This window comes from Delftia sp. 60 (assembly GCF_002754395.1).
Taxonomy (GTDB): domain Bacteria; phylum Pseudomonadota; class Gammaproteobacteria; order Burkholderiales; family Burkholderiaceae_C; genus Comamonas; species Comamonas acidovorans.
This window is the reverse complement of the sequence record NZ_PEFD01000001.1, coordinates 5473116-5490084: the sequence shown is the minus strand read 5'-3', so window position 1 is coordinate 5490084 and position 16969 is coordinate 5473116. Positions and strand designations below refer to the sequence as shown.

Sequence of the window (16969 nt, the reverse complement as noted above, 5' to 3'; positions counted from 1 at the left end):
CTGTTCGGATGGTGGAAGGCCGCCGGCGACTGGTTCAGCAACGCCTGCGGCCCATTGATGCGCGCAAGTGGAGGTCGATCAGCGCTGCACCAGCGTGTGTGCCAGCCAGGGCTTGGTGGCCAGGCGCTCGGCCTCGTAGGCGCGGATCTTGTCGGCGTGGCGCAGCGTCAGGCCGATATCGTCAAAGCCGTTGAGCAGGCAGAACTTGCGAAAGGCGATGACATCGAAAGGGATCTCCTCGCCCTGCGGACGCACGATCACCTGGCGATCCAGATCGATGGTCAGCTCGTAGCCGGGGAAGGCCGCGATCTCGTTGAACAGCATGTCGATCGTGGCTTCGGGCAGCACGATGGGCAGCAGGCCGTTCTTGAAGCAGTTGTTGAAGAAGATGTCGGCAAAGCTGGGTGCCAGGATGGCGCGAAAGCCGTACTGGTCCAGGGCCCAGGGCGCGTGCTCGCGGCTGGAGCCGCAGCCGAAGTTCTTGCGTGCGACCAGGATGGAGGCGCCCGCATAGCGCGGCTGATTGAGCACGAAGTCGGGGTTGGGCTTGCGCGAGGCCGGGTCCTGGCCGGGCTCGCCATGGTCCAGGTAGCGCCATTCGTCGAACAGGTTCACGCCGAAGCCGGTCTTCTTGATCGACTTGAGGAACTGCTTGGGAATGATGGCGTCGGTATCGACGTTTTCGCGGTCCATGGGGGCGACAAGGCCCTTGTGCACGGTGAATTGTTGCATGGCTGTATCGGATTCAGGGTTCAGCGGGCGGCGCGTTCGATGGCGCTGCCCGCGCTTTGCACGTCCTGGCCAATGCCCTTGACGGTATTGCAGGCGGCCAGGGTGAAGGCCAGGCCGATCAGGAGGATCGAGAAGGAGGGCTTCATGGTGTGCAGGCGGGGCAGTTGCGGGATCGGATCAGGAGAACCTGCGGATGTCCACGAAGTGGCCGTGGATGGCGGCGGCTGCAGCCATGGCGGGGCTCACCAGGTGGGTGCGTCCGCCCGCGCCCTGGCGGCCTTCGAAGTTGCGGTTGCTGGTGGAGGCGCAGCGCTCGCCGGGCTCCAGGCGGTCGGCATTCATGGCCAGGCACATGGAGCAGCCGGGCTCGCGCCATTCAAAGCCTGCCGCCTTGAAGATCTGGTCCAGGCCTTCGCGCTCGGCCTGTTCCTTGACCAGTCCGGAGCCGGGCACGACCATGGCCAGCTTGATGTTGCGCGCCACCTTCTGGCCCAGCTTCTTGACCACGGCGGCGGCCTCGCGCATGTCTTCGATGCGGCTGTTGGTGCACGAGCCGATGAAGACCTTGTCCACGAAGATGTCGTCGATCGCCTTGCCGGGCTCCAGGGCCATGTAGGTCAGCGCGCGTTCGATGGCGCCGCGCTTGCTGGCATCCTTTTCCTTGTCGGGGTCCGGCACGCGGGCATCCACGCCCAGCACCATCTCGGGCGAGGTGCCCCAGGTGACCTGCGGCACGATCTCGCTGGCCTGCAGCTCGACCACGCGGTCGAACTTCGCATCGGCATCGGAGTGCAGCGTCTTCCAGTAGGAGACGGCGGCATCCCATTCGGCGCCGGTGGGGGCCAGCGGGCGGCCCTTGACGTACTGGATGGTCTTGTCGTCCACGGCCACCAGGCCTGCGCGCGCGCCGCCTTCGATGGCCATGTTGCAGACCGTCATGCGGCCTTCCATGCTCAGGTCGCGGATGGCTTCGCCCGCGAACTCGATGGTGTAGCCCGTGCCGCCGGCCGTGCCGATCTTGCCGATGATGGCCAGCACGATGTCCTTGGCCGTGATGCCGGGGGCCGCCTTGCCGCTGACGTTGATCAGCATGTTCTTGGCCTTCTTGGCCAGCAGGGTCTGGGTGGCCATCACGTGCTCGACCTCGGACGTGCCGATGCCGTGGGCCAGTGCGCCGAAGGCGCCGTGCGTGGACGTGTGGCTGTCGCCGCAGACCACGGTCATGCCGGGCAGGGTGGCGCCCTGCTCGGGGCCCATGACGTGGACGATGCCCTGACCCTTGTCCATGAAGGGGAAGAAGGCCGCAGAGCCGAACTCGCCGATGTTGGTGTTCAGCGTGGTGATCTGTTCCTTGCTGATGGGGTCGGCAATGCCGTCATAGCCGCGCTCCCAGCCGTCGGTGGGGGTGTTGTGGTCGGCCGTGGCGACCACGGAGCTGATGCGCCACAGCTTGCGGCCGGCCATGCGCAGTCCTTCGAAGGCCTGGGGGCTGGTGACTTCGTGCACCAGGTGGCGGTCGATGTAGAGGACGGCGGTGCCGTCATCCTCGGTGTGGATGACGTGCTCGTCGAAGATCTTGTCGTAGAGGGTGCGTCCCATGGCGTTCTCGAATGGTTGGTGTCGTGGGGAAATTTTTGGGGGCATCCAGCGGCCAAGTGGCCTTCAGGATGCGCTGGCCGGCGGGCTCAGGTGCTCGACCAGCAGGCGGGCCGTGACGGGTAGCGCGTCGAAGTCACGCGCCACGATGCTCAGCTCGCGCCGAGCCCAGTCGTCGCTGAGCTCCAGTGCGCGCAGATGGCCCACGCCGTGCATGAGCTCGAAGGCGCGGTCGGGGATCAGTCCCACGCCCAGGCCGTTGTCGATCATGCGGCACATGGCATCCAGGCTGGTGACCTGGATGCGCTGGTGCAGCGCATGCCCCGCCTGTGCGGCGGCCGCACGCATGGCCAGGCTGATGGAGGAGCCGGCCTGCAGGCTGACGATGTCCCATTCGAGCACATCAGCAAAGGCCACGCTGTCGCTGTGCGCCAGCGCGTGCTGCTCGGGCACCACGACGACCAGACGATCCTCGCGGTAGGGGCGGTGCTGCAGTACGGGAGTGGCCTGGCCATTGCCCAGCGGCATGTACGCCATGGAGCAGATGCCGATGTCGGCCGTGCCTTCCTGTACGGCAGCCAGTACGGCGGGGCTGAGCTGCTCCTGCAGGTCGATCTTGACCTGGCCGTGCTTGCGCGCGAACACGCCCAGGTCTTCCGGCAGGAACTGCACGATGGCAGACATGTTGGCGTGGATGCGCACATGGCCGCGCACGCCATCGGCGTACTCGGACAGCTCGCCCTGCATGCGCTCCAGGCCGTACAGCACGTTGCGGGCATGGTGCAGCAGGCTTTCGCCGGCCGGCGTCAAGGTCACGCCACGGCTGTGTCGGTACAGCAGGGCTGTGTCCACCGTGGCCTCGAGATCGGACAGGCGCTTGCTCACCGCCGAGGCTGCAATGAACTCACGCTCGGCCGCGCGGCCGATGCTGCCAAGTTCGCAGACAGCCACGAACAGCTGCAGGGAGGTAAGGTCTATGCGCCGTGCAAAACTGCGCTCTGAATTCTTCATGTGGTGGGGTTCAGGCTTCTCATTAGGAGAAGTTGGATGGATTTTCTCGCACAAGTCATCGATCTGTCATCTTCAAGCGCGATGTCTTTGGTGATGTCGTGCGATTTCATGGAGATGGGGGTCATGTCCCCTGGCGATGGCTGCGGTCGGCTTTTCCTGACGGAACGCCGGTTGCATACTGAAAGAATTTGTCAATCTTTGCGCCAGTCGCCTGCATGGATTGCTGCAAAAATAAGAGCATATGAACGATCGATATCCGACGGGCCTGCGAGCCCTGCCTGCAGGCCTGTCATTGCTGCTGGCCGCAGCCCTGTCCTGCATGGCCGTCCCGGCGTCTGCCAAGCCGCAGCCCCCAGCGAAGAACACGGCCAAGAGCGGTGCGAAGGCACCGACCAAGCCTGCAGCCAGACCTGCAGCCAAAGCGGCAGCCAGGCCAGCGGGCAAGGCCGCCGTCAAGACCGGGGGCAAGTCGGCGCCCTCTCCAACCCGCAATGCGCCGGCCAAGGCCGCCGCCGCTGGCGTGGCGGCAGGAGCCGTTGCGGCCGGAACTGCCGCAGCCGCAATGGGTCATGCCCCCAAGGGCGAGCCCGGTCTGAGTGCGGCCGAGGTCGCAGCGCTGCACCAGCATGCCGAGCAGGGCGAGGCCAGCGCCCAGTACGCGCTGGGTTCGCTGTACAAGCGCGGCCAGGGCGTTGCCCTGAGTGCCGAGACGGCGGCCCAGTGGTATGAGAAGTCTGCGCAGCATGGCTATGCGCCAGCCCAGTCCGACCTGGGGTTGATGTATGCGAATGGCCGTGGTGTGGCGCGTGACGATGCCCAGGCCGTGCAGTGGTATCGCAAGGCTGCCGAGCAGGGCGATGCCGTGGCCCAGAACAACCTGGGTCTGATGCTGGCCGAGGGGCGCGGAGCCGCCAAGGACCCCGCGCAGGCCGTGCAGTGGTTCCAGCGCTCGGCCGAGCAAGGTGAAGCGGCCGGTCAGTACAGTCTGGGCGTGATGTATGCCACGGGCCGGGGCGTGGCCGAGGACGTGGCGCAGGCGCTGCGCTGGTTTGTGGCGGCGGCAGGCCAGGGCCATGCCGATGCGCAATTCAATGCCGGCATGCTCTATGCCGAGGGTGGCGTGGTCGATCGCGACATGGCGCAGGCCGCCCACTGGCTGGAGAAGGCGGCCGAGCAGGGCAATGCCGCAGCCCAGTCCAACCTGGGCGTGCTGTATGCCAATGGCCAGGGCGTGCCCGCCAGCGACGAGAAGGCCGCGCGCTGGCTGGAGCGTGCCGCCCAGCAGGGCGACGCGCTGGCGCAGTCCAATCTCGCCAGCCTTTATGCGTCGGGCAAGGGCGTGGAGCGCAGCCCGTCCCAGGCCTATTTCTGGATGCTGCTGGCGGCGGGCAGGGACAGCTCGCTGGCCGCCAAGCGTGACAGCATGGCCCAGCCGCTGAGCGCGGCCGAGCGTGCACGCACCGAGCGCCAGGCGGCGGCCTGGAAGGCCAAACCCGCTCCCTGAGACCTGTTGAGCAGGCACCAATGAAAAACGCCTCGGAAGAGGCGTTTTTGTTGGGGGCTCAGTGCTGCATCAGCTGAAGAAGCTCTTGAGCCTGTCGGTCCAGCTCTCGCCGCTGGGCGAATGCTTGGCGCCGCCCTTCTTGAGCGATTCCTCCAGCTCGCGCAGCAGCTTGCGCTGGTACTCGGTCAGCTTGACGGGCGTCTCGACCACGATGTGGCAGTACAGGTCGCCGGGATAGCTGGAGCGCACGCCCTTGATGCCCTTGCCGCGCAGGCGGAACTGCTTGCCGGCCTGGGTGCCTTCGGGGATGTCGATGGCCGCCTTGCCCGACAGGGTGGGGACCTCGATCTCGCCGCCGAGCGCCGCCGTGATGAAGCTCACGGGCACGTTGCAGTGCAGGTCGTCGCCGTCGCGCTCGAAGATGTCGTGGTCCTTGATGCGGATCTCGATGTAGAGATCGCCCGCCGGTCCGCCATTCGTGCCGGGTTCGCCATTGCCGGAGGAGCGGATGCGCATGCCGTCGTCGATGCCGGCTGGAATCTTCACTTCCAGTGTCTTCTGGCGCTTGACCTTGCCCTGGCCGCCGCAGCTGGTGCAGGGCTCGGGAATGATCTTGCCCGTGCCCCGGCAGTGCGGGCAGGTCTGCTGCACGCTGAAGAAGCCCTGGCGCATCTGCACGCTGCCCATGCCGTTGCAGGTGGTGCAGGTCTTGGCGCTGGTGCCGGGCTTGGCGCCGCTGCCGTGGCAGGTGTCGCAGCCATCCCAGCTGGGGATGCGGATCTGCGCATCCTTGCCGTGGGCGGCTTCCTCCAGCGTGATCTCCATGGCGTAGCTGAGATCGTTGCCGCGGTAGACCTGGCGGCCGCCACCGGCGCCGCCGCGTCTGCCGCCACCTTGGTTGAACATGTCGCCAAAGATGTCGCCAAAGGCTTCGGCAAAGCCACCAAAGCCTTCGGCGCCGCCGCCCATGCCGCGGTTGGGGTCCACGCCTGCATGGCCGTACTGGTCGTAGGCCGCGCGCTTGTTGCTGTCGGAGAGCATCTCGTAGGCCTCCTTGGCCTCCTTGAATTTCTCTTCCGCCCCGCTTGCAGCATCCCCCTGGTTGCGGTCAGGGTGGTACTTCATCGCCAGCTTGCGATAAGCCTTCTTGATGTCGTCGTCCGAGGCGTTCTTGGCAACGCCGAGGACCTCGTAAAAATCGCGTTTGGACATGGTGTTTGCTAGCCAGTCAGTGAGAACAGGAACGCCGCGTCAGCCCCTTGGCAGGGCCGAGCGCGGCGGCAAGCGGTCGTCAAGGGACCACGCGCTGGGTTCAGTCCTTCTTGACTTCCTTGACTTCGGCGTCAACGACGTTGTCGTCAGCGGCTGCTGCACCGGCCGAGGCGCCTGCTGCACCGGCCGCTGCGGCGGCTGCTGCTGCCTCGGGGCCGCCGGCTGTCTGCGCATCGGCGTACATCTTCTCGCCGAGCTTCTGGCTGGCCGTCATCAGCGCCGTGGTCTTGGCGTCGATGGCGTCCTTGTCCTCGCCCTTCAGGGCCTCTTCCAGGTCCTTGACGGCGCTCTCGATGGCGGTCTTCTCGCCAGCGTCGAGCTTGTCGCCATGCTCGCCCAGGCTCTTCTTGACGCTGTGCACGGCAGCTTCGCCCTGGTTGCGGGCCTGGACCAGTTCCAGCTTCTTCTTGTCGTCGGCTGCGTTCAGCTCGGCGTCCTTCACCATCTTCTGGATCTCGTCCTCGGACAGGCCCGAGTTCGCCTTGATGGTGATCTTGTTTTCCTTGCCCGATGCCTTGTCCTTGGCGGACACGTTCAGGATGCCGTTGGCGTCGATGTCAAAGGCCACTTCGATCTGGGGCACGCCACGCGCTGCGGGCGGAATGCCTTCGAGGTTGAACTCGCCCAGCATCTTGTTGCCCGAAGCCATCTCGCGCTCGCCCTGGAACACCTTGATGGTCACGGCCGGCTGGTTGTCGTCGGCCGTCGAGAAGGTCTGTGCGAACTTCGTTGGGATGGTGGTGTTCTTCGTGATCATCTTGGTCATCACGCCACCCAGCGTCTCGATGCCCAGCGACAGCGGCGTCACGTCCAGCAGCAGCACGTCCTTGCGGTCACCCGACAGAACCTGGCCCTGTACGGCGGCGCCCACGGCCACGGCTTCGTCGGGGTTCACGTCCTTGCGGGGTTCCTTGCCGAAGAATTCCTTGACCTTCTCCTGCACCTTGGGCATGCGGGACATGCCGCCGACCAGGATCACGTCATCGATGTCGGACACGGACACGCCTGCGTCCTTGATGGCCGTGCGGCAGGGCGCAATGGTGCGCTCGATCAGATCTTCGACCAGGCTTTCCAGCTTGGAGCGGGTCAGCTTGATGTTCAGGTGCTTGGGACCCGAGGCATCGGCCGTGATGTAGGGCAGGTTGATGTCGGTCTGGGCCGAGTTCGACAGCTCGATCTTGGCCTTCTCGGCGGCTTCCTTCAGGCGCTGCAGGGCCAGCACGTCCTTGGCCAGATCAACGCCCTGGTCCTTCTTGAACTCGGTGATGATGTAGTCGATGATGCGCTGGTCGAAGTCTTCGCCGCCCAGGAAGGTGTCGCCGTTGGTGGACAGCACTTCGAACTGCTTTTCGCCGTCCACATCGGCGATTTCGATGATGGACACGTCAAACGTGCCGCCGCCCAGGTCATACACCGCGATCTTGCGGTCGCCCTTGTCGATCTTGTCCAGGCCGAAGGCCAGGGCCGCCGCCGTGGGCTCGTTGATGATGCGCTTGACTTCCAGGCCGGCGATGCGGCCGGCATCCTTGGTGGCCTGGCGCTGGGCGTCGTTGAAGTACGCAGGCACGGTGATCACGGCCTCGGTCACGGGCTCGCCCAGGTAGTCCTCGGCGGTCTTCTTCATCTTGCGCAGCACTTCGGCGGAAATCTGCGGCGGGGCCAGCTTCTGGCCGCGCACTTCCACCCAGGCGTCGCCGTTGTCGGCACGCGAGATGGTGTAGGGCATCAGGTCGATGTCCTTTTGCACTTCCTTCTCGTCGAACTTGCGGCCGATCAGGCGCTTGGCGGCGTAGATGGTGTTGCGGGGGTTGGTGACGGCCTGGCGCTTGGCCGAGGCGCCGACGAGGATCTCGCCGTCTTCCTGGTAGGCAATGATCGAAGGCGTGGTGCGTGCACCTTCGCTGTTCTCGATCACGCGCGTGGTGTTGCCGTCCATGATGGCCACGCAGCTGTTGGTGGTGCCCAGGTCAATACCGATGATTTTTCCCATTTTGAATTCTCTCCGCGTTCTGTGAAATGTTTGAATGACTGCTAACTTGTGGCCGGCAGGCGCTGCTTCAAGGGGCTTTGCCTCTTTTTTGTCAGCGATGCCGTGAGCGCACGCTTACTGGGGCTGGGCCACGGTCACGAGGGCCGGGCGCAGGATACGGTCGGCAATCAGGTAGCCCTTTTGCAGCACCGACACCACGGTGTTGGCTTCCTGCTGGGCAGGCACCATGCTGATGGCCTGGTGCAGGTTGGGGTCGAATTTCTCGCCGGCTGCCGGGTTGATGGTCACGACCTTGTTGCGCTCCAGGGCCGAGGTCAGCTGGCGCAGCGTGGCGTCGGCGCCTTCGCGCAGCTGCTCTGGCGTGGCCTGCTGGATGGCCAGTGCGGCATCCAGGCTGTCGCAGACGGGCAGCAGGCTTTCGGCAAAGCTCTCGATGCTGAACTTGCGGGCCTTGGACACTTCGTCTTCCGCGCGGCGGCGCACATTCTCTGCCTCGGCCTTGGCGCGCAGGAACTGGTCGGCCAGCTCGGCGCTCTTGGCCTTGAGTTCGGCCAGCTCGGCCTGCAGGCGCTGCAGCTCGTCGGCGGCGTTGGCCGCCATGGCGGCTTCGATTTCTTCCGGGGCTGCGTCTTGAAAGGGGTTGGAGTTTTGTTCGGACATGGATGGAGACTTCAGCTACAAAACAAAAAGATCGCCGCGCTGGAGGCCAGGCTTGGCGATTGCACGATCTTGAATCGAGATGCGAGCGGATCGGTGTATTTTCAAGGGCTTTGTGCCTGTGCATGCGCACTGCAGGTGCACACGGTGGGGGCAAAAGCCGGGCGAAGGGGCAAAAGCCCCACACGAATCCGGGGTCTCGGGCAGTGCGGAGTGTACAGATGGAAGAGGGCTGCGCTAGAATCCAATGCTTTGCCTTGCCGCACCGCTACAAGACGCAGTGGGCGGCGTTTTCCCAAAAGGAGTCGATATGCGTCATTACGAAATCGTTTTGTTGATCCACCCGGATCAGAGCGAGCAGGTTCCCGCCATGCTGGAACGCTACAAGGGCATGATCACCGCTGGCGGTGGCAAGGTCCATCGCGAAGAAGACTGGGGCCGTCGCCAACTGGCTTACATGATCAACAAGCTCGCCAAGGCCCACTATCTGTGCCTGAACATCGAAGCCGACCAGGCTGTGATGGCTGAGCTGGAGCATGCCTTCAAGTTCAACGATGCCGTGCTGCGTCACCTGACGGTTCAGAAGAAGAAGGCCGACACTGCGCCTTCCTCGATGATGAAGACCGTCGAGCGTGAAGAAGCCCGCAAGGCCAGCCAGACCGAACAGGCCTGAGCCCAGCCCTTTCAGAGCCTGAAGGAGTGGAGAACCACGTTGCACTGACGGCCGCCATCGCAGAGCTTCAAGCACTGCGCTACACGCCGGCAGGGCTGCCCGCCCTTGAACTGCGACTCGAACACGCGTCGCGGCAAAAAGAAGCAGGAAGCGAACGCAGCGTGACGGCATCTGTCAAGGCGGTGGCCTTTGGCGCGCTGGCTGAAAAGCTGGCCCGCCAGGCGCTCGGCAGCCAGTGGAAGTTCCAAGGCTTCCTGGCAACGCCCCGCAACGGCAAATTGCTGGTTTTCCACATCCAGGACATTCAACAAAACTAATTTTCAAGAGGTCCAGAAATGGCCACGTTCAAGAAATTCAACAAGGACAAGCGCCCCAAGCGCAACACGCAGTCGCTGCTGTTCAAGCGCAAGCGCTTCTGCCGCTTCACCGTCGCCGGCGTCGAAGAAATCGACTACAAGGATGTGGACACCCTGCGTGACTTCATCGGTGAAAACGGCAAGATCGTGCCCGCTCGCCTGACCGGCACGCGCGCCATCTACCAGCGTCAGCTGAACACGGCCATCAAGCGCGCCCGCTTCCTGGCTCTGGTTCCTTACTCTGACCAGCACAAGATCTAAGGAATACAACCATGCAAGTCATTCTGCTCGACAAGGTTGTGAACCTCGGTGGCCTCGGCGACATCGTCAAGGTCAAAGACGGCTACGCCCGCAACTTCCTGATCCCCACGGGCGCTGCCCGTCGTGCCACGGCTTCCGCCAAGGCCGAGTTCGAAGCCAAGCGCGTCGAACTGGAAAAGCAAGCGGCTGAAAAGCTGGCTGCTGCTCAGCAACTGGGCGAAAAGCTCAACGGCGCAAACGTCAAGCTGACCCAGAAGGCTGGCGTTGACGGCCGCCTGTTCGGCTCGGTGACCAACGCCGACATCGCCGAAGAACTGACCAAGGCCGGCTTTGCCGTTGCCAAGTCGCAAGTTCGCCTGGTCAACGGTCCCATCAAGACCGTGGGCGACGCCACCGTGGTCGTGGCACTGCACACCGACGTCAGCGTCGAAGTGACGGTGTCGGTCTACGGCGACCACTCCTGATCCGGGGCTTGTCCCGTATCACCAAAAAGCCGCCTTAGGGCGGCTTTTTGCTTTGCCGTGCCAGGGTGATGACGCCGGGTGGCGCGGCCTTTTGCCAGCCGCTACGATGGCGGGCTCATCTCCAGGAATTCCATGTCGTCCGTAATGCCCCCGCTCGATCTCGATGATGCGTTCGCACCGCTGCCTGCTGGCGACCAGCAGGTGGCCCAGTTGCGCGTGCCGCCGCATTCGATGGAGTCCGAGTCCAGCGTTCTAGGGGGGCTGCTGCTGGACAACAACGCCTGGGAGCGTGTTGGTGATCTGCTGGTGGATGGTGATTTCTACCGCCATGAGCACAAGCTGATCTACGAGGCCATCGGCAAGCTGATCAACGGCAGCAAGCCGGCCGACGTGATCACGGTCTACGAGCATTTGCAGAGCATGGGCAAGGCCGAGGAAATCGGCGGCCTGCTGTACCTGAACCAGCTGGCGCAGTACGTGCCCAGCGCCACCAACATCCGGCGCTATGCGGAGATCGTGCGGGAGCGCTCCATCCTGCGCAAACTGGTGACTGCCAGCGACGACATCGCCACCAATGCCTTCAATCCGCAGGGCAAGACGGTCGATCGCATCCTGGACGAGGCCGAGCAGAAGATCCTGGCCATCGGCGAGGAGGGTGCGCGCAACAAGCAGGGCTTCCAGTCGCTCGACACGCTCGTGGTGGACCTGCTCGACCGTGTCCAGGAGATGGCCGACAACCCCATGGACGTGACCGGCGTGCCCACGGGTTTCGTCGATCTGGACCGCATGACCAGCGGCCTGCAGGCCGGTGACCTGGTGGTGCTGGCTGCCCGTCCCTCGATGGGCAAGACTTCGTTTGCGGTGAATATCGCCGAGCATGTGGCGCTCAACGAGGGCCTGCCGGTCGCCATTTTCTCCATGGAAATGGGCGCGGCCCAGCTGGCGGTTCGTATCGTCGGCTCCATCGGCCGCGTCAACCAGGGCAATCTGCGCACGGGCAAGCTCAACGACGACGAGTGGCCGCGCCTGACGGAAGCCATCGAGCGGCTGCGCACGGTGTCCCTGCACATCGACGAGACACCGGGCCTGTCCCCCACGGAACTGCGCGCCAATGCGCGGCGCCTGGCGCGCACCTGCGGCAAGCTGGGCCTGATCGTGGTGGACTATTTGCAGCTGATGAGCGGCTCGGGCTCGGCTGCCAGTTCCGACAACCGTGCGACCGAGCTGGGCGAGATTTCGCGGGGCCTGAAAATGCTGGCCAAGGAACTGCAGTGCCCGGTGATTGCCCTGTCCCAGCTCAACCGCTCGGTGGAGCAGCGCACCGACAAGCGTCCCATGATGTCCGACCTGCGCGAGTCGGGCGCCATTGAGCAGGATGCCGACATCATCATGTTCATCTACCGTGATGACTACTACAACAAGGACAGCAAGGAGCCGAACATTGCGGAAGTCATCATCGGCAAGCAGCGTAACGGTCCCACGGGAACGGTGAAGGTGTTCTTCCAGAAGAACCAGACGCGCTTCGAGAACCTGGCTGTGGGCTACGGTGGCGGCGACGAGTACTGACCGGGATACCCCGGCTTTGTGCCCGCAATGAAAAACGGCCCCGAGGGGCCGTTTGCTTTGGGTGGTTGGCGATCTACATGCGCCAGACCTGGATCAGCAGGCCCGCCACGCAGACGCCAAGGATGGCGCATGCCCAGGCCAGCCGCTGGGCGCCCGTGCGCAGCGCGCCCACGGTGGCCACGATCTGGGCGTTCTGCTCGGCCAGCTTTTCGATCAACTCCAGCGACTGGCGCTGGGATTGTTCCAGTTGCACGATGCGTGCGTCCTGGGTCTGGATCAGCTGCAGCGCCTGTTCGCCAGCCGAGCGCGGCGGTGCCAGTGGCTCGACGGCCGCAGGCTGCTGTGCATCGAGCTCCTGCGCAGCGTCCTTCTTGCGCAGCAGGTTCTTGGCGGCCTTGACGACCTGGGGCGTGGCCTCGATGACATCGCCCCAGGGCACCAGCTTCAATGCGGTGATCCAGCTGATCGCCATGGCTTAGAGCACCTCGCTGGCGAAGTCTGCCAGGCGCGAACGCTCGCCGCGCGCCAGCGTGATGTGGCCGCTGTGCGGCCAGCCCTTGAAGCGGTCCACGGCGTAGGTCAGGCCCGAGGAGCCTTCGGTCAGGTAGGGTGTGTCGATCTGCGCCAGATTGCCCATGCAGATGATCTTGGTGCCGGGGCCGGCGCGCGTGATCAGGGTCTTCATCTGCTTGGGCGTTAGGTTCTGGGCCTCGTCGATGATGACGTACTTGTTCAGGAAGGTGCGGCCGCGCATGAAGTTCATGCTCTTGATCTTGATGCGGCTGCGGATCAGCTCATTGGTGGCCGCGCGGCCCCATTCGCCGGCATTGCCGCCATCGCCCTTGGCCAGGAATTCGAGGTTGTCGTCGAGGGCGCCCATCCAGGGGCCCATCTTCTCTTCCTCGGTGCCGGGCAGGAAGCCGATGTCCTCACCCACGCTCACCGTGGCGCGCGTCATGATGATCTCGGTGTAGCGGCGGTCGTCCAGCACCTGGGACAGGCCGGCGGCCAGGGCCAGCAGGGTCTTGCCGGTGCCGGCCGTGCCGGTCAGCGTGACCAGGTCGATGTCCGGGTTCATCAGCAGGTTCATCGCGAAGTTCTGCTCGCGGTTGCGCGCCGTGACGCCCCAGACGGCGTACTTGGGATTGCCGAAGTCCTTGAGCGTCTTGAGCACGGCCGTCTTGTCGCGGATCTCGGTCACGCGCATGAACAGGCTGGGCTCGCCCGGAGCCTCGTGGTAGACGAACTGGTTGATCATCAGCTGGTCGACGATGGCGCCGCTGATGCGGTAGTAGGTGATGGCGCCTTCCTGCCAGCTCTCGACGTTCTTGCCCGCCTTGGCCCAGAAGTCCTGGGGCAGGGCCAGGGCACCTGCGTACAGCAGGTCGCCGTCGTCCAGTACCTTGTCGTTCTGGTAGTCCTCGGCCGCCAGGCCCAGCGCGCGTGCCTTGACGCGCATGTTGATGTCCTTGGACACCAGCACGACTTCGCGCTCGCTGAACTTCTTGCGCAGCGCGGCGACCACGCCCAGGATCTGGTTGTCCGCCTTGCCCTGGGGCAGGCTGTCGGGCAGCGAGGTTTCCAGCGGTTCCGTCTGGAAATACAGCATGCCCGTGGCGCTGCGCTGGCCCGTGGCATTCAGCGGCAGGCCCTTGTCCAGCGTTTCGGAGGGCTGGGAGGCGACCAGCGAATCCAGCGTGCGGCTGACCTGGCGGCCGTTGCGCGCCACTTCGGTCATGCCCTTCTTGTGGCCGTCGAGTTCTTCCAGCACCACCATGGGCAGGAAGATGTCGTGTTCCTCGAAGCGGAACAGGCTGGTCGGGTCGTGCAGCAGCACGTTGGTGTCGAGCACGAACAGCGTCTTCGGTCCTGTGCGCGTGCGGCGTGGGCGAACCGGCGCTGCCAGCAATGCTGCCGGCTTGGCTTCTGTGGAGGACCTTTTGGCCGAGCGGGCGCTGGACGGCGCTGCCGTTGCGTTGGAATTGTCGGTTGCGCGGCGCTGCCGATTGGCAGGGGCTGCAGTCGCGGGCGCAGGAGCCGGTGCCGGTGATGCGGGCTTGGTGTTGCGGCCGCGCGCCGGTGCGGGCTTTGCGGCTGTGGCGGTGTTGTTGGAGGCGGCGGCCGGGGCCGGCTTGCGCTTGCGTGGCGCGGCGGCAGCTACGGCCTCGGCTGCATCGGGAAGATCGTCAGCGGGCAGGGGGTCTGCGTGCTGGGCACCGCGCACGGGAAGAAAGGCTTCGGGGGAGAGCTTGGCGGCACGGCGGCCGGGTGCGGGGGGCAGGGGCATAGTGGACGAACCGTTCCTCAACAGGGATCAAAAAGCACAAAGCCGCCTGGAAACCGAGGCGGCTTTGGTGGGGTGACAGGGAAAAGCGTCTTTGCTAAGAGGCATCGTCCCATTATGCATAGGCTGATGGCCTGAATATGTCGGCCGGCGCTTTGTCGCCTGTCAGATTGTCGCTATCAGGCGGCCTGCTTCAGTGCCTTCAGGGTCTTGACAGCCTTGAGCACCTCGTCAACGTGGCCGGGGACCTTCAGGCCGCGCCATTCCTGCACCAGCAGGCCATCGGTGCCCACCAAGAAGGTGGAGCGCTCGATGCCCTTCACCTTCTTGCCGTACATGATCTTGTTCTTGACCACGCCGAACATGTGGCACATCTTCTCTTCCGTGTCGGCGATGAGCTCGAACGGCAGTTCCAGCTTTTCCTTGAAGTCGTCGTGCGACTTCATGTTGTCGCGCGAGACGCCAAACACGGTGGCACCAGCTTTCACGAAATCCTTGTACTTGTCGCGGAACTGCATGGCTTCAGTGGTGCAGCCAGGCGTATTGTCCTTTGGGTAGAAATACAGGATCAGAATCTGGCCCGTGTGGGAGGTGTTGGTCACCTTGATCCCGCCGGTAGCGTTGGCTTCAAATTCGGGAAGGGGTTTGTTGACAACGATCGCCATGCGCTTATATCTCTCGGGTGTAGTCGTTGAAATGCCGAGGGCCGTGTTTGTGTTTTTGCTTTTATCGGAAATGCCCCCAACCGCAACCTGCAATTTTACCCTGAAAACGGGATTTCACCCAATCAGGGGGGCAGGAGTCTACTCCAAGAGTAGGGCCGCGACGACGTTACGGCCTTCGCTGGCAAGGATGTTGTAGGTGCGACACGCGGCCTGCGTGTCCATGCTTTCCAGGCCTATGCGCCGGGCCATGAGGGGGCGCAGCCAGGCCGCCGGCGGGAAGCGGTTGCGCTGGCCGCTGCCCAGGATGATGACCTCGGCATCCAGTTGGGACAGCGCCTCGAAATGCTCGGGCGTCAGGTCCTCGAAGCGGACGCAGTCCCAGGCCTGGCGCAGGCCCTTGGCGCCTACCAGCAGGCTGTGCTCGAATTTTTCCCTGTCCACGGCGACCCAGCCGGGGCCATAGCCCGTGATGCTCTGTGCTTCGGATTTGTCGGCGTGGAATTTCATGGATGAGGGTGGCGCGGTCTGCGCGATGGGGGTGGCCGCCACATGGCCGGGGCCAGGGCGATGCTGCATTGCGGAACTGTGGTCAAATTATAGGTTTCACCAGGGTGCATGGGGCACTTTGGCGTGCATGAAGGCCGCAAGCCCGCGCCGGCCACTTTCATATTCTCAGCATGAAAACCGTTCTCAAATCCGCAAAACTAGCCAACGTCTGTTATGACATCCGCGGGCCCATCATGGACGCGGCGAAGAAGATGGAAGAGGACGGGCAGAAGATCATCAAGCTCAATATCGGCAACCTGGCCGTGTTCGGCTTCGATGCCCCCGAGGAAGTGCAGCAGGACATGATCCGCAACCTGCCCAATTCGGCAGGCTACTCGGACAGCAAGGGCATCTTCGCAGCGCGCAAGGCCGTGATGCACGAGACCCAGCGCCAGGGCATCCTGGGCGTGACGCTGGACGATATCTACCTGGGCAATGGTGCATCCGAGCTGATCAGCCTGGCCACGAACGCGCTGCTGGACGACGGCGACGAGATGCTGCTGCCGGCGCCCGACTATCCGCTGTGGACCGCCGTCACCAGCCTGTCGGGCGGCACGCCCGTGCACTATATGTGTGACGAGTCCAACGGCTGGATGCCCGATCTGGAAGATATCCGCGCCAAGATCACGCCGCGCACCAAGGGCATCGTCGTCATCAATCCCAACAACCCCACGGGCGCCCTGTACAGCAAGCAGCTGCTGCAAAGCATCGTGGCGCTGGCCCGCGAGCATGGCCTGGTGATCTTTGCCGACGAGGTCTATGACAAGGTGCTGTACGACGACGTGGTGCACACGCCGCTCGCCAGCCTGTCCACCGATGTGCTGACGCTGACCTTCAACTCGCTGTCCAAGGCCTATCGCAGCTGCGGCTACCGCGCCGGCTGGATGGTGGTCTCGGGCGACAAGAAGGCGGCCCGGGACTATATCGAGGGCCTGAACATGCTCTCCAACATGCGCCTGTGCGCCAATGTGCCCGGCCAATGGGCCGTGCAGACGGCGCTGGGCGGCCACCAGAGCATTGACGAGCTGGTGCAGGAGGGCGGCCGGCTGCGCGTTCAGCGCGATCTGGCCCACAAGCTGATCACCGAAATCCCCGGCGTGAGCTGCGTCAAGCCGCAAGCCGCGCTGTACATGTTCCCGCGCCTGGACCCCGAGATCTACCCGATCAAGGATGACCAGGCGTTCTTCCTGGAAGTGCTGCAAGAGACCAAGGTCATGCTGGTGCAGGGAACGGGCTTCAACTGGCCGCACCCCGACCATTTCCGCATCGTCTTCCTGCCGCACGACACCGACCTGCGCGAGGCCATCCGCCGTCTCGCAGTGTTCCTCGAGAAATACCGCAAGCGCCACGGCACGGACCGCGGCTGAGCTGTGCGGGCCGGTGGAGGAGAGG

18 protein-coding genes are annotated in these 16969 nt (G+C 64.2%); 7 read left to right on the top strand and 11 right to left on the bottom strand.

Translation table 11 applies throughout. The features are described 5' to 3' along the window. Positions 1-78 precede the first annotated feature (78 nt). The 4 genes from leuD to CLV01_RS24710 form a co-directional block, all read right to left on the bottom strand. Positions 79-732 carry a 3-isopropylmalate dehydratase small subunit gene (leuD, locus tag CLV01_RS24725; protein ID WP_012207036.1) on the bottom strand — a complete coding sequence of 218 codons (654 nt, stop codon included), beginning with the start codon at positions 730-732 and terminating at the stop codon, positions 79-81. A gap of 20 nt (positions 733-752) precedes the next feature. Further along, positions 753-878 (bottom strand): entericidin A/B family lipoprotein, encoded by a 126-nt coding sequence (locus CLV01_RS24720; RefSeq protein WP_012207035.1) that lies wholly within the window; start codon positions 876-878, stop codon positions 753-755. A 31-nt stretch (positions 879-909) separates the two neighbouring features. Then, positions 910-2331 (bottom strand): 3-isopropylmalate dehydratase large subunit, encoded by a 1422-nt coding sequence (leuC, locus tag CLV01_RS24715; RefSeq protein ID WP_034396655.1) that lies wholly within the window; start codon positions 2329-2331, stop codon positions 910-912. A 63-nt stretch (positions 2332-2394) separates the two neighbouring features. Then, complete coding sequence (locus CLV01_RS24710) at positions 2395-3339, bottom strand: LysR substrate-binding domain-containing protein (protein ID WP_012207033.1); 945 nt, start codon at positions 3337-3339, stop codon at positions 2395-2397. 241 nt (positions 3340-3580) lie between these two features. On the opposite strand from CLV01_RS24710, the gene CLV01_RS24705 reads away from it, so the two are divergent. Next, the gene (locus CLV01_RS24705; RefSeq protein ID WP_180288450.1) at positions 3581-4843 is read left to right on the top strand and encodes a tetratricopeptide repeat protein; all 1263 of its coding nucleotides are present in this window, start codon (positions 3581-3583) and stop codon (positions 4841-4843) included. A gap of 69 nt (positions 4844-4912) precedes the next feature. Here the strand turns inward: CLV01_RS24705 and dnaJ are convergent, their stop codons facing one another. From dnaJ to grpE, 3 genes are all read right to left on the bottom strand, one after another. Then, positions 4913-6055, bottom strand: coding sequence for a molecular chaperone DnaJ (gene dnaJ, locus CLV01_RS24700; protein WP_013801020.1), 1143 nt, complete (start codon positions 6053-6055; stop codon positions 4913-4915). A 100-nt stretch (positions 6056-6155) separates the two neighbouring features. Then, complete coding sequence (gene dnaK, locus CLV01_RS24695) at positions 6156-8141, bottom strand: molecular chaperone DnaK (protein WP_257221599.1); 1986 nt, start codon at positions 8139-8141, stop codon at positions 6156-6158. 78 nt (positions 8142-8219) lie between these two features. Continuing rightward, positions 8220-8765 (bottom strand): nucleotide exchange factor GrpE, encoded by a 546-nt coding sequence (grpE, locus tag CLV01_RS24690; RefSeq protein WP_013801022.1) that lies wholly within the window; start codon positions 8763-8765, stop codon positions 8220-8222. Positions 8766-9072: 307 nt separating this feature from the next. On the opposite strand from grpE, the gene rpsF reads away from it, so the two are divergent. The 5 genes from rpsF (at position 9073) to dnaB (ending at position 12082) form a co-directional block, all read left to right on the top strand. Beyond that, on the top strand, positions 9073-9435 hold the full coding sequence (rpsF, locus tag CLV01_RS24685) for a 30S ribosomal protein S6 (protein ID WP_012207028.1): 363 nt from the start codon (positions 9073-9075) through the stop codon (positions 9433-9435). 26 nt (positions 9436-9461) lie between these two features. Beyond that, the gene (gene priB, locus CLV01_RS24680; RefSeq protein WP_012207027.1) at positions 9462-9752 is read left to right on the top strand and encodes a primosomal replication protein N; all 291 of its coding nucleotides are present in this window, start codon (positions 9462-9464) and stop codon (positions 9750-9752) included. Between the two features lie 18 nt (positions 9753-9770). Beyond that, entirely contained in the window at positions 9771-10052 is a 282-nt protein-coding gene (gene rpsR / locus CLV01_RS24675) for a 30S ribosomal protein S18 (RefSeq protein ID WP_012207026.1), read from the top strand. 11 nt (positions 10053-10063) lie between these two features. Then, complete coding sequence (rplI, locus tag CLV01_RS24670) at positions 10064-10516, top strand: 50S ribosomal protein L9 (protein WP_013801023.1); 453 nt, start codon at positions 10064-10066, stop codon at positions 10514-10516. 132 nt (positions 10517-10648) lie between these two features. Continuing rightward, a complete protein-coding gene (dnaB, locus tag CLV01_RS24665) occupies positions 10649-12082 on the top strand; it encodes a replicative DNA helicase (protein WP_012207024.1) in 1434 nt (477 codons plus the stop codon). Between the two features lie 73 nt (positions 12083-12155). On the opposite strand, the gene CLV01_RS24660 is transcribed toward dnaB, so the two are convergent. The 4 genes from CLV01_RS24660 to CLV01_RS24645 all read right to left on the bottom strand — a co-directional run bounded on the left by CLV01_RS24660 (position 12156) and on the right by CLV01_RS24645 (position 15538). Next, positions 12156-12554: a hypothetical protein gene (locus CLV01_RS24660; protein WP_099732980.1), complete on the bottom strand. Its 399-nt coding sequence runs from the start codon at positions 12552-12554 to the stop codon at positions 12156-12158. Between the two features lie 3 nt (positions 12555-12557). Continuing rightward, positions 12558-14369 carry a PhoH family protein gene (locus CLV01_RS24655; protein ID WP_099732981.1) on the bottom strand — a complete coding sequence of 604 codons (1812 nt, stop codon included), beginning with the start codon at positions 14367-14369 and terminating at the stop codon, positions 12558-12560. Between the two features lie 176 nt (positions 14370-14545). After that, the gene (locus CLV01_RS24650; protein WP_013801026.1) at positions 14546-15031 is read right to left on the bottom strand and encodes a peroxiredoxin; all 486 of its coding nucleotides are present in this window, start codon (positions 15029-15031) and stop codon (positions 14546-14548) included. A 138-nt stretch (positions 15032-15169) separates the two neighbouring features. Then, positions 15170-15538: an Mth938-like domain-containing protein gene (locus tag CLV01_RS24645; protein ID WP_012207020.1), complete on the bottom strand. Its 369-nt coding sequence runs from the start codon at positions 15536-15538 to the stop codon at positions 15170-15172. A 170-nt stretch (positions 15539-15708) separates the two neighbouring features. Between CLV01_RS24645 and CLV01_RS24640 the strand changes: the two genes are divergently transcribed. Further along, positions 15709-16944, top strand: a complete 1236-nt coding sequence (locus CLV01_RS24640; RefSeq protein ID WP_012207019.1) for a pyridoxal phosphate-dependent aminotransferase — start codon at positions 15709-15711, stop codon at positions 16942-16944. Positions 16945-16969: the final 25 nt, after the last annotated feature.